Consider the following 13,453-nt stretch of genomic DNA (forward strand, 5'->3'; position numbering starts at 1 on the left):
AGCTATACATTGTCCAAGTTCCATGGTCTTCTTAAAGTTTACCACAGGTCACTAATCTCCTTTTTTACATAGGAAAGTGCTGTAGCAGATGGGGAAGCTTTGTCCATACTAGCACTTAGGATATCCTCCCTAAATTTATCCGAAGAATCGGATTCGCTCATACCCGCTTTACGGATCATTTGTATGGTAGCGCTCTTTGCCGCCTTTATTATATTCCAACACTCATCTGTCATATAAATCTGCTGGGAAAGGTTATGGTCAAATTCATTTTCAATGGTCTTGATCAACAACTTCTCATAATCGTTCTTGTTGGAGGATACAGGCGAAACACGCACCACTAAATTGGGGATGGAGATCCTTTCCAGAAACAATGCCATTCTTTCATAAGCCTGTAACCGGATGGGCAGGGTGTTTTTTTGTGAATCCTTATGTAATAGAAATCTTCTTCTTCCTTCCTCGTTCCTGGTATGTAGCCTAAAAAAGTAAAAGGCCACTACCCCTGTAACCACTGCAGGTAAGAGATAGGCAAAAAGCTGTAAAATTCCATCATCGGTCATAATCGTCTTTGTGTTTAGGTTGATAGTTGAATAAACGGACTAATCCCAAAAAAATTATAGAATTTCTTTAATAATTGCAAGTCATAAGGGGTAATACTAAATCGGTCCCTAAGCGATCCAATTCCCTTAAAGCCCTAGCGCCCCGCCATTTTTATTTCATATTTTCCTTCACCATATTATAGAACTCATAAAACTTAGGCTGAACTATAATTTCCGTTGCGGTGTCTATGCTATAAAGTCCCAGTTCGGATTTGCCGGTGGCAAGCATTCTTTTTGCCTCCACTTCGTATTTATCTTCCAAGAGATATGCTATGGTAGCTGCTTGTTGGGTGCTAATTTTCCAGTTGTCGTGCTTTTTCTGTGCATTGTTCACTAAATTACTATTGCTTACAATGGTAATGTCCAAGCTGGGATCTGCCTTTAATATACTGCCAATTTTACTGATAACAGCCTCACCTTCTGGGGTTACTTTGTTGCTTTTGGTTGGATCTCCAAATAAGAAAGCATTGTCTAAGGAAATCGTAATAGCCCCTTTGCTGATCGCAATTTTTGTATCTGGGCCTAGATTCTTCTTAAATAAGGTTAAAGTTGCAAAGGTTACAGAATCCCTGCTGGTTAAAGCATCGCTAATAGCCCTTAATTGCCCTTCGTTCTTCTGAAGACTGGCTAAGGTACTATTGATATATTCGGACCTTTTGGTAGATGCTTCGGTGAAATTGTTTAAGCTCTGTAGTAGGTTGTTATTGGTAACCCTTAACTCCTCCAACTGGGCTTCGTACGATTTAACTTTAGCAGAACTCATTCGCTCTAGTCGCCTTACCTCAGACAAGGTGGTTTCAGTTTCCCGTAAGCGCGATTCTAGATCTTCCACTTCTTGCATTAACTCCCTTCTGTTTTGGGAATAGGAGATAGTAACGGTCATTAATAAGATTAGGGCGGTAATAATATTTTTTCTCATTTATATAGGTAGTTTTTTCAATCGGATTCCGATAGTTCAATCAGCAAATTTAACCAAATAGTTCAAATCTATATAGTTAATTTAACGCTAGTCCAAGTTAAAGAAGTTTAATAGGGGAAAATGGATAGGAATACCCCTGGCTTTTGATGCAAATACGGGGGAAATTAACAAGAGGCAGGGAATGGTTAACCACTATTCCCTGCCTCTTTCCATGAGGTAGATCCATTATTGATTTAAAAAGTCGAGACACAATTCTGTCATCGCCTTCACGCCCAATAATAGACCATCTTCGTCTATCCGGAAATCAGGCGTGTGATGCGGAAAAGAATCCTTTGTTCCAGGCGTCATACCACCCAGAAAGAAAAAGAAGCCAGGCACTTCTTTTTGGTAATAGGAGAAATCCTCGGCTCCGGTTACCGCTTTTTGTGTTTGCACATTGTTTTCGCCAGCGACCCTTTTAAGAGTGGGTAGCATCCGGGTTACCAAGTCAGGGTCGTTATAGGTGATTTCTGTGGCCTCCTTTATCTCGATCGTAGCTTCCCCACCGTAGGCTTTTGCAATGGTGGGAACCATTTCCTTCATTCTGCGATTAATTAGATCCTTCATGTCGTAATCCAAGGTACGGATGGTACCGATCATTTCAGCAGTTTCTGGAATAATATTGAACCGCACTCCAGAATTGATTTTGCCGACGGTAATAACTGCGGCCTCATTGGTAAGCTGCGCTTCCCTACTGATGATGGTTTGCAACCCATCAATAATTTTTGCACTTATCAATATGGGGTCTACCCCTGCCCAGGGTTGGGAACCATGACTTTGTTTCCCTTTTACCTTAATTTCAAAACTTTGTGCGGCGGCCATGGTACCTCCAGACTTATAGCGAATAACACCAACTGGGGTTTGGGAGTTAATATGAAGGCCAAAAATGGCATCCACATCCGGATTTTTAAGGACCCCCTCTTTTACCATCAATAGCGCCCCGCCTTCTTCCCCTGGTGGCGGACCTTCCTCTGCGGGTTGAAAGATGAATTTTACGCTACCCTTGATCTTGTCCTTGTTTTTGGATAAGATTTCGGCGACCCCCATTAGAATGGCAGTATGGGTATCATGACCGCAGGCGTGCATTACGCCCACTTCCTGACCAAGAAATTCTGAGACTTCGGTAGATTTAAAGGGTAGATCGTTTCGTTCCGTTACAGGGAGTGCATCAATATCTGCCCTAAGTGCGATTACCTTTCCGGGCTTATTTCCCTTTAGTACGCCCACGACGCCTGTTTTGGCGACCCCTGTTTCTACCTCTATTCCTAAAGAACGCAGGTGGGTGGCTATTTTCTCGGCAGTTTTAAATTCTCTATTGGAGAGCTCAGGGTACTGATGAAAATCGCGCCTCCACTCAATTACCTGTTCTTCAATTGCTGAGTATTCTTTATCTAATTTATAGTTTTGTGCCGTAAGGCTGTAACAGCCAAGGAACATGGTGGCAATTAATAAATGTTTCATAAAGGGTCTTTTTGTTATCGTGATTTATTATGTGCTAAACAGGTAGAATCTAAGTAGGTGCCTAACTGTCGCAAACTACCTATTGCTATAGGAAATTATATTTTTCCACTAAATCTGTGCAAATACAGTTTGCCTTTTCTTAGAATCCTAAATTTATCAAAACTGGTATCGTTATAGGTAATATTTATTGTTTAAATTGTATAAATATATCGAAATTTGCCAAGGATTTGGTAGTGGTTGGATTTTTTATTGAACCATCAACTTTTGGATAAGGCCAATAATGGTTACTTTCACCGATCCTTAAAGGACTAAAATTAAATAGACAGTTGGAGAAGTATTTAAATGAGTTGAATGAGGCCCAAAAAGCCCCTGTCCTTCATAAAGATGGACCCTTAATGGTGATTGCAGGTGCTGGCTCGGGAAAGACAAGGGTACTTACCTATCGCATTGCCTATCTTATGAATCAGGGGGTAGATGCGTTTAATATTTTATCCCTAACCTTTACCAATAAGGCAGCACGGGAAATGAAGAGTCGTATTTCCCAAATTGTAGGTTCGTCCGAAGCAAAAAACTTGATGATGGGTACCTTCCACTCGGTTTTTGCAAAGCTTTTACGTTTCGACGGTGATAAACTGGGTTACCCAAGTAATTTTACGATTTACGATACCCAAGATTCCCAGCGACTTATCGCTGCAATCATTAAAGAGATGGGATTAGACAGGGATATTTATAAGTATAAACAGGTGCAGAATAGGATATCCTCCTATAAAAACAGCCTAATTACCGTAAAGGCATATTATAATAATCCCGATCTGATGGAGGCCGATGCTATGGCCAAGCGGCCGCGTATGGGAGAGATATATCAGAATTATGTGGATCGATGCTTTAAGGCTGGGGCCATGGATTTTGATGACTTATTATTGCGTACCAATGAGTTGCTTACCCGATTCCCCGAAGTGCTGTCTAAATACCAGAATAGGTTTCGGTATATATTGGTAGATGAGTACCAGGATACCAATCACTCCCAGTATTTGATCATTAAAGCCCTATCCGATAAATTTCAAAATATATGTGTGGTAGGAGACGATGCCCAAAGTATTTATTCCTTTAGGGGGGCCAACATTAGTAACATCCTTAACTTCCAGAAGGATTACGACAATGTGGGCATGTACCGATTGGAGCAGAATTATAGGTCTACCAAAAATATTGTAAATGCCGCCAACTCCATCATTGCCAATAACAAGAATCAATTGGAGAAAGTGGTATGGACGTCTAATGACGACGGACCCTTGATAAAGGTGCATCAAAGCCCCACCGATGCGGAGGAAGGTAGGTTTGTAGCTGGCTCTATTTTTGAGCATAAAATGCAAGAGCAGCTGCCTAATGGGCATTTTGCAGTACTATATAGAACCAACTCCCAATCCAGGGCTATTGAAGACGCTCTTAGAAAAAGGGATATTCCTTATAGAATTTATGGAGGGCTCTCCTTTTATCAGCGTAAAGAGATAAAAGATGTACTGTCCTATTTGCGTTTGGTAATAAACCCTAAGGACGAAGAGGCTATAAAGCGGGTCATTAACTTTCCAGCTAGGGGGATAGGTCAAAGTACGATGGATAAACTCACCGTGGCCGCCAATCACTATAACCGATCCATTTTTGAGGTTATAGAGCATCTAGATCGTATAAATCTAAAGATAAATTCTGGGACAAAGAGAAAATTGGCCGATTTTGTGAGCATGATTAAAAGCTTTCAAATAATGAACGAGAGCGAGGATGCTTTTGTATTGGCAGAAAATGTAGCTAAAAAAACTGGTCTCTTGCTAGAGTATAAAAAAGACGGTACTCCAGAGGGAATCGGTAAAATGGAAAACATTGAAGAGCTGCTGAACGGTATTAAAGATTTTGTAGAGGGTCAGAAAGAAGTAGCCGATGCCAAGGGAGATCTAGGGGAGTTTTTGGAAGATGTAGCCTTGGCGACCGATTTGGATAAGGATACTGGTGATGATGATAGGGTGGCATTAATGACCATACATCTCGCCAAAGGATTGGAGTTTCCGTATGTGTATATTGTAGGAATGGAGGAAGATCTTTTCCCTTCCGCCATGAGTATGAGTACTAGGAGTGAGTTAGAAGAGGAGCGTAGATTGTTTTATGTAGCCCTTACCAGAGCAGAGAAGCAGGCTTATCTCACCTTTACCCAGAACCGATACCGTTGGGGGAAGTTAATAGATGCAGAGCCAAGTAGATTTATTGAGGAGATAGACGAGAAGTATGTGGAGAACTTAACTCCCATTAAAAGTAATAGGTATACCCCGTTAATAGATGTTGATATTTTTGGGGATGTGGATAAAAGTAAATTGCGCCAGCATAAGCCGGTGCAGGGGACTCCGCCAAAAGGGAATGCTCCCAATGAGAACCAATTGCGCAAGCTACGCAAGTTAAAACCAACGTTAGACGTCCCTGTAGGAAACACCAATCAGGTAGATCCTGGGCTGGTAGAGGGGGCAAGGGTAAACCATACCAGGTTTGGTAGGGGGCAGGTTATTAAAATAGAAGGAGTTGGCAATGATAAAAAGGCAGAAATAAAGTTTGATAAGGGCGATGTAAAAAAGCTGCTGCTCCGTTTTGCTAAGTTAGAATTACTTTAATCCATTGCTGTTAGACCTCGCTTTTTAGGTCTTCTTCGGGGAAAAAGCTGCTTTTAGAAAATAACGCTGTATATTAATATTTCCCCATGAGAGAGTACAGCTGGTACGACTCTCGTGGGGAACGCTGTAGGTGTTTATGTTCTAATTTTTTAGCAGCCACTACTTTTAAATGGGGTGGTTATATAAGCAGGCAATAAATAAGAGGTAAAGGGCGGATGTATATTTGAGAGTTTAGGCATTGTCCCTTTTATGAGGCCTTCGCAATGCTATGGAATCCAATTCCTAGTATTGGTAGCATCCTGTGGCACCAAGTGGGAGTCATGCTCAGGTATATACCACTGGTTAGGGATGTTAGAACACATCACTGGTCTATATTTAAATTAATTATCTTTATAAACCAAAACGTCTATTCTAATTTTAATATGTCTGAATTCATTAAAATTTACCCAGAGAATCCCAATCCTAGGGAAATTAACAAGGTAGTGAAGGTGCTTCGCAAAGGAGGCTTAATTATTTATCCAACGGATACTGTTTATGGTTTGGGGTGTGATATTACCAATACCAAAGCTTTGGAAAAGATTGCCTGGATAAAGGGGGTGAAATTGGCCAAGGCAAATTGGTCTTTTATCTGTGCGGATTTAAGCAATATGTCAGACTATGTCAGGCAAATTGATACCGCTACCTTCAAGATACTAAAAAGGGCATTGCCTGGTCCGTATACCTTTATTTTACCAGGGAACAATAGCCTGCCAAAGGCTTTTAAGAATAAGAAAACAGTGGGGATTAGGGTTCCAGACAACTCCATAGCTAGGACTCTAGTGGAGGCTCTAGGCAACCCAATAGTTTCTACCTCTATTAGGGATGAAGATACGCTATTAGAGTATACCACCGATCCAGAACTGATTTTTGAAAAGTGGAAGAACCTAGTGGATATTGTTATAGACGGAGGTTATGGGGACAACGTAGCTTCTACAGTAATAGATTTATCCCAAGACGAACCAATTATCGTTAGGGAAGGAAAGGGGAGTTTAGATGTTTTATAAGTGGTGGCGCTTGGTGGTTTCTTTTGCTATCAACAGCCGTTAATTTTAGTGTCTACTTCTGTTGGGTACGGTGTCATATAATTAATTAAGTGGGAGGTATATTTTTCAGCTTGAACTAATCAAAATAATAGTCAAAAAAAAAGCGACCAATTTGGTCGCTTTTTAATTTTATAACTATTCTGCTTAGTTAATTGCAGGATCTTTCATTCCTTCTTCGATCATGCTATAGAACTGATCAATTTTTGGAAGTACTACTATACGAGTTCTTCTGTTCTTGGCATTATCAGTAGCTGATACAGGTAGGTACTGAGATCTACCAGCAGCAGTCATACGTTTTGGGTCTACGTTGTAATCGTTCTGTAGGATACGTACAACAGAGGTAGCACGCTTAACACTTAAGTCCCAGTTATCCAATAACACACCACTTCTGTAAGAGCGAGGGTCAGTATGTCCTTCAACCATAAACTCAAAATCTGGCTTATTGTTTACTACCTGAGCAACTTTTCCTAATACTTCTTTAGCTTTGTTGGTAACGGTATAGCTTCCGCTTCTAAACAATAGCTTGTCTGAAATAGAAACAAATACAACTCCTTTTTCAACACTGATTTCGATATCCTCATCATCCAAGTTTCCAAGAACACCTTTTAAGCTTTGTACCAAGGCAAGGTTCACAGAATCCCTTCTTGTAAGTGCGTCGTTTAATTTTCTAATAGTAAGATCTTTTTCCCTTAAGCTCTCCAAAGATCTCTCTAAGTTATCGGCTCCTTTAGTAGTAAGGGTGGTAAGATTACCCATATTGTTGATCAAATCTTGATTGTTCGCTTTCAAGAATGCGTTTTGTTCTTCTAAGGTCTGCATTTTAGAAAGAGCCGCAGCCTTATCCTCCAAGCAAGTATTAAGTTTAACGGTGGCAGAGTTAAGCAAATCTTGTGTTTCTTTTGCCTTTGCCTCTAGATTAGCGTACTTCTTCTGTGAAACACAGGAGGATAACAATAACGTTGCTCCTAAACAACTTAAAATAATTTTCTTCATAGTGATTCTAATAATTATTAATGGTTTTATGATACTATTCTACTGCGGTTGTAGTCGAAGCCAAAAATATATAAAAAGTCCACATTTAATAGGCTATTTTAGTTAATCTTTTACTAAAATGTTAAAGAATTTAATGTGTTTAACGAAATGCGACCAAACAATGGAGGTAGTGCTATAATATCCCTCTATAAACGAATGTCGTTCACGTTTTTTGAACATACTATTAAAGTTCTTGTAAAAACTGAAATGTGCTTGTACAATGGCCCAACAATGCTTTGGTTTTCCCTGTAACACAAATCGTATCCCAGCAATTCCATCCAATATAAACCGTAAAAAGATGATGGGAAAGCTTTTGTGGGGAGGTAAGTTTTTAAGAATGGAAAATAAGGAGTTTCTAAAGTTAAGAAACGTTTTTTTGGGGTTCATATTACCTAGGGTAGATCCTCCTAAATGATAAATTTCGGAACTGCCTACATAATAAACATGATGTCCATTGTTTTTGGCCCTCCAACACAAATCTATTTCTTCCTGATGTGCAAAATAAGCTTCATCAAAACCCTTCAGCTGATGAAACACCTCGCTTTTAATAAACATGCAGGCACCCGTTGCCCAAAAAATCTCTATGGTATCATTGTACTGGCCACGGTCTTCCTCTAGTTCCTGAAAAATGCGTCCCCTACAAAAAGGATATCCAAATTTATCTATAAATCCACCTGCTGCTCCTGCGTATTCAAAATAGGACTTTTTATTATAGTCTAAGATTTTAGGTTGAATGATAGCGGCTTTTGGATTATTTGAAAATTCGCTGATAATGGGCTTCAACCAGTCCTTGCTTACCGCTATGTCGGAATTAAGCAAACAATATACATCGGCCTTTACGTGACGCAAGGCATCGTTATAACCCTTTGCATATCCACCATTGCTACTGTTTTGAATAATGGTAATCTCCGGATAGTTCTCCTTAATGAAGGCTATGGAATTATCGGTAGAGGCATTGTCTGCCACATAAATATCTGCCTCTTTTGAAAATGAGGTTACTGAAGGCAAAAACTTCTCCAGAAGTGCTTCCCCGTTCCAATTTAGTATTACAACTGCAATTTTTAACATGTAAGGACTCCCAGTGTACGTTAGGGGATTTTTTAGGTTTGATTAAGGGCGCAAAATAAAGGATTTTTTTATAAGTGAGTGGTTTCTCTGTCAAAGGTGTTACCCTGGCACCCATTTTTCCTAATAAATGCTTGCCCTACCCTCCTAGGGGGTATAATTAGGAATGGTTTTAAGAAAAGTGTACAGTTCATCCTCCAAATCCATTTGGCAATAATAATGATTTTGGCCGTTGGTAACCATGAGGTATTTTGCATTGAGCTGAAGGTTGTATCGGGCAATTTGATCAAAAACATCTTGGGATATGTTGATTTGTGGAGCTTTACATTCTACCAGCAGCAGGATATCGCCATTGGGGCGAAACACCACCACGTCATAGCGCTTTTTTAAATTATTGACCAAAAGTTGCTTTTCAACATTGATGTGGCTCAAGGGATAATTTTTCTCATTTAACAAATAATGGACCACGTGCTGTCGCACCCATTCTTCTGGTTGAAGGAGCACGAATTTTTTGCGGATGACATCAAAAATATAGATTTTATTTTCCCTATTTTTGAAGCGAAACGAATATGTTGGAAAGTTTAATGGCACCATAATGCAAAGTTGAGGATATTTTTTAAATGGATGAGGTTAAAAAGATAGTAGGTGATATAAAAAGAGGAAATATAGCCCCCATATATTTACTAACAGGGGAGGAGCCTTATTATATCGATAAAATTTCGGAGTTTATAGAAAAGAACGTCCTTACCGAGGAGGAACGCGGTTTTAATCAGGTGGTCCTTTACGGTAGGGAGGTAAGCGTGGAAGATATTGTAGGTAATGCCAAGCGATATCCCATGATGGCCGAGAGACAGGTGGTGGTGGTTAAGGAGGCACAGCATTTGTCTAGAACTATTGAAAATTTAACTTCTTATGCGGCCAATCCACAACCATCTACCGTATTGGTGCTTTGTTATAAGTACAATAAACTGGACAAGCGTAAAAAACTATACAAGGCCATTAAAAAATCTGGAGTAGTTCTTGAAAGTAAAAAGCTTTACGAGAACCAGGTGGCAGACTGGATTAAGAATGTGCTAAAATCCAGGGGGTACGATATCACATTTAAGGCATCCAATCTGTTGGTGGAGTTCCTAGGAACAGATTTGGGGAAGATAGACAAGGAGTTAGAGAAGTTATGTCTGGTTGTACCCAAGGGCTCGCAGATTACACCAGAGGCCATTGAAGTGAATATAGGAATTAGTAAAGATTATAATAATTTTGAATTAAAGCGGGCCATTGGGGAAGGCGATGTGGTGAAGGCCACAAGGATTATCAATTATTTTGGCCAAAATCCTAAAGACAATCCCTTTGTGTTAACCATTACCCTGCTTTATTCCTTTTTTAATCAGTTATTAACCTATCATGGATTAAATGACCAATCCCCAAAAAATGTTTCCAAGGCCTTGGGAATAAGACCCTATTTTGTGGAGGAAATCCAGATCGCAGCCAGAAATTTCCCGATGAGAAGGGTTAGTGGAATTATATCCGAACTCAGGGAGCTAGATCTAAAAGGGAAAGGAGTAGGCGCTAGCATCTCCCAACAAGACCTTTTAAAAGAATTGTTGGTTAAGATTTTTCGATAGCGATATGGCTATCTTTTATCCAAACTGAACTTCCCCGGACCCAATAGTAAAATACTGCCAAAGCCTACCAAGAAGAGAAGTGCTTTTTCCTTTACCGATAAGGGATCTTGGGCGTGCACAATTAATAAGGCTACCAACATAGTTATTATGGTAGGTACGGTGGCCCAACGGGTTCTAATACCTATAATAACTAGAATAGGGCAAATAAACTCCCCGATGACGGCTAAAACCAGGGAGGGGGCAGCTCCGATTCCCAAGGGGTCACCAAACTCAAAATTACCTTGAATAAGTTTAAGAAATTTAGGGATTCCGTGAGTTAGCATTAATACAGCGAAACCAACTCGTAATAGTAATAGGCCAAAATCTTTCATTGGGGGACTTTAGTTTAGGTTATTTCGGACTAAAAATAATTAAATGTTCATAAAAAACTAAGGTTTCTTCTAAAATTATCCCAAACAAGGGATGACTATCTTAATTTCGGAAATTTATTAGGGTTGGTTTCCCGCATGATGGAATAGACCTTTTCAAAAATATCCTCCCCATTTGGTTTGGAGAAATAATCCCCATCCGTAGCGTATGCCGGCCTATGGGGCTTAGCAGTGAGAGTTTGTGGGGCACTGTCCAAATATTGATAAGCCCCCTGCTTCTCTACAATTTCGTGGATTAGATAGGCAGAACAACCACCTGGGACGTCCTCGTCGATCACCAATAGTCGATTGGTTTTTTTAATACTTTTAAGCATGTCTTGGCCCAGATCAAAAGGCAGTAAGCTTTGTGCATCTATCACTTCGGCATCTATTCCTACCTCTTGGAGCTCTATGGCAACTTGCATAACAATACGCAAGGTAGATCCATAGGAGAGTAGGGTAATATCGTTTCCTTCCTTTACGGTTTCCACCACGCCAATGGGAGTGCAAAGTTCTCCTAGGTTGTTGGGTTTGTCCTCCTTTAGGCGGTACCCATTAAGGCTTTCAATTAATAGGGCAGGTTCATTACCTTTCATTAAGGTATTGTAAAAGCCAGCCGCTTTGGTCATGTTCCTTGGTGTTAGAATATACATGCCTCTTAATAAATGGATCAATCCGCCCATTTGTGACCCAGAATGCCATATACCTTCTAGCCTATGTCCCCTAGTCCGAACAATTAACGGAGCGCGTTGTTTGCCCACGGTTCGGTAAAGTAGGGTGGCTAGGTCGTCCGTTAGGGTATAAAGGGCATAGAATATATAATCTAAATATTGAATCTCGGCAATAGGACGTAGTCCTCTCATGGCCATTCCTATTCCTTGGCCTATTATGGTTGCCTCCCTAATGCCGGTATCTGCAACCCTAAGTTTGCCATATTTTTTCTGTAGACCTTCCAAGCCTTGGTTTACATCCCCAATGGCTCCAGTATCTTCCCCGAAAATCAATGCTTCCGGATATTTATCAAACAAGTGATCAAAGTTGTCCCGTAGAATAACCCGGCCATCTACCGCTATAGGGTCTGGATCGTAGGTGGGTTTTACTTCAGGAACATGAAGGGCACTATTTTCTTGCTCATTGTAGAGGAAGGTGCTAAACTTAGCCTGGGATTCTTCCAGAAAACTGTCGGTCCATCTAGCTAAAGCTTCCTTCTCTTCGCTTGTTTCACCTAACAAATAGCGCATGGCTCTTCTTGCCGTAGATGCCAAGTCTTTTTTAATGGGCTCTTCCTTGGCAATCAAATCGTTTTTTAGCTTGGCTATAAAGTTTTTATTGGGGCTAGTATTGGCAACATTGTTTAATAGGTTTACCAAGGTTTTCTTATGTTCCTTGTGTGGGGAAAGGAATTCTTCCCATGCTTCCTTTCTCGCAGACCGCACCTGTCTTTTAATATTCTTTTCAAGTGCCTGTAATTCTTCTTCTGTGGCAATCTTATTGGCAAGGATCCATTCACGGTATCGCTTGTTGCAATCGTTTTCCCTTTCCCAGGTTAATCGGTCCTCACTTTTATATCGTTCGTGAGATCCGGAAGTGGAATGTCCCTGTGGTTGGGTAAGTTCAGTAACATGGATAATCACAGGAACGTGTTGTTCCCTAGCTATATCCGCAGCATTTTCATAAGCGTGAATCAGTGCGGTGTAATCCCAACCCTTTACCTTGATAATTTCATATCCATCATCCTTCTTATCTCGTTGGAAACCAGCTAAAATCTTGGAGATGTCCTCTTTGGTTGTTTGGTGTTTGGCATGGACGGAAATACCGTACTCATCATCCCAAATACTAATCACCATGGGTACTTGTAATACCCCTGCAGCATTTATTGTTTCAAAGAAAGCTCCCTCACTGGTACTAGCGTTTCCTATGGTACCCCATGCAACTTCATTTCCATTTACTGAAAACCGATCGCTATTGATGCCTTTAACATTCCTATAGATCTTAGAGGCTTGTGCCAAACCTAATAGGCGGGGCATCTGGCCCGAGGTACAAGATATATCCGCACTACTATTTTTTTGTTGAGTTAGGTTTTTCCAAGTACCATCTTCATTTAAACTGAAGGTAGTAAAGTGTCCGCCCATTTGCCTTCCAGCACTCATGGGGTCCTTGGTGATATCGGTAGTGGCATAAAGACCGTGGAAGAACTGTTTTGGGGAAAGAAGTCCCAAGGCCATCATAAACGTTTGGTCCCGGTAATATCCACTTCTAAAATCACCATCCCTAAAGGAACGCGCCATGGCGAGTTGCGGTAGCTCCTTCCCATCACCAAAAATACCAAACTTGGCCTTTCCGGTCAGTACTTCCCTTCTTCCCAATAAGCTACACTCCCTGCTGGTAATTGCAATTTCGTAATCCTTTAGAATTTGAATTTGAAAATCATCAAAAGAAATATCGCTGCTGGTTTCGGAATCTATCTTCATTTTGGATATACATGGTTTTACGCAAAAGTATCAAATCATTATGGGTTTTGCAACCAATAAAATTCGATACCTCTTAATAATTCCCTAACATTTAGGGAATTGTAAAAATAT

At 40.4% G+C, this 13,453-nt stretch carries 11 protein-coding genes; 3 read left to right on the forward strand and 8 right to left on the reverse strand.

Annotated elements, in window-relative coordinates; translation table 11 throughout:
- Window positions 1–38: 38 nt before the first annotated feature.
- From BV214_RS14715 to BV214_RS14725, 3 genes are all read right to left on the reverse strand, one after another.
- On the reverse strand, window positions 39–557 hold the full coding sequence (locus tag BV214_RS14715) for a DUF7935 family protein (protein ID WP_086478270.1): 519 nt from the start codon (window positions 555–557) through the stop codon (window positions 39–41).
- Window positions 558–708: 151 nt separating this feature from the next.
- A complete protein-coding gene (locus BV214_RS14720; RefSeq protein ID WP_086478271.1) occupies window positions 709–1,515 on the reverse strand; it encodes an OmpA family protein in 807 nt (268 codons plus the stop codon).
- A 225-nt stretch (window positions 1,516–1,740) separates the two neighbouring features.
- On the reverse strand, window positions 1,741–3,015 hold the full coding sequence (locus BV214_RS14725) for an amidohydrolase (RefSeq protein WP_086478272.1): 1,275 nt from the start codon (window positions 3,013–3,015) through the stop codon (window positions 1,741–1,743).
- A gap of 326 nt (window positions 3,016–3,341) precedes the next feature.
- Between BV214_RS14725 and BV214_RS14730 the strand changes: the two genes are divergently transcribed.
- Window positions 3,342–5,663, forward strand: a complete 2,322-nt coding sequence (locus BV214_RS14730; protein ID WP_086478273.1) for an ATP-dependent helicase — start codon at window positions 3,342–3,344, stop codon at window positions 5,661–5,663.
- 422 nt (window positions 5,664–6,085) lie between these two features.
- Window positions 6,086–6,706, forward strand: coding sequence for an L-threonylcarbamoyladenylate synthase (locus tag BV214_RS14735; protein WP_086478274.1), 621 nt, complete (start codon window positions 6,086–6,088; stop codon window positions 6,704–6,706).
- A 183-nt stretch (window positions 6,707–6,889) separates the two neighbouring features.
- Here the strand turns inward: BV214_RS14735 and BV214_RS14740 are convergent, their stop codons facing one another.
- The 3 genes from BV214_RS14740 to BV214_RS14750 form a co-directional block, all read right to left on the reverse strand.
- Complete coding sequence (locus tag BV214_RS14740; RefSeq protein WP_086478275.1) at window positions 6,890–7,738, reverse strand: OmpA/MotB family protein; 849 nt, start codon at window positions 7,736–7,738, stop codon at window positions 6,890–6,892.
- Window positions 7,739–7,840: 102 nt separating this feature from the next.
- Window positions 7,841–8,845: a glycosyltransferase family 2 protein gene (locus BV214_RS14745; protein WP_086478276.1), complete on the reverse strand. Its 1,005-nt coding sequence runs from the start codon at window positions 8,843–8,845 to the stop codon at window positions 7,841–7,843.
- Window positions 8,846–8,989: 144 nt separating this feature from the next.
- Window positions 8,990–9,436: a type I restriction enzyme HsdR N-terminal domain-containing protein gene (locus BV214_RS14750; RefSeq protein WP_086478277.1), complete on the reverse strand. Its 447-nt coding sequence runs from the start codon at window positions 9,434–9,436 to the stop codon at window positions 8,990–8,992.
- A gap of 26 nt (window positions 9,437–9,462) precedes the next feature.
- Between BV214_RS14750 and holA the strand changes: the two genes are divergently transcribed.
- Entirely contained in the window at window positions 9,463–10,464 is a 1,002-nt protein-coding gene (holA, locus tag BV214_RS14755) for a DNA polymerase III subunit delta (protein ID WP_086478278.1), read from the forward strand.
- Between the two features lie 8 nt (window positions 10,465–10,472).
- On the opposite strand, the gene BV214_RS14760 is transcribed toward holA, so the two are convergent.
- Window positions 10,473–10,835, reverse strand: coding sequence for a DoxX family protein (locus tag BV214_RS14760; protein ID WP_086478279.1), 363 nt, complete (start codon window positions 10,833–10,835; stop codon window positions 10,473–10,475).
- A gap of 95 nt (window positions 10,836–10,930) precedes the next feature.
- Complete coding sequence (locus BV214_RS14765) at window positions 10,931–13,342, reverse strand: alpha-ketoacid dehydrogenase subunit alpha/beta (protein WP_086478280.1); 2,412 nt, start codon at window positions 13,340–13,342, stop codon at window positions 10,931–10,933.
- Between the last annotated feature and the right edge of the window lie 111 nt (window positions 13,343–13,453).

The organism is Arenibacter amylolyticus, from assembly GCF_002150785.1.
GTDB lineage: Bacteria > Bacteroidota > Bacteroidia > Flavobacteriales > Flavobacteriaceae > Arenibacter > Arenibacter amylolyticus.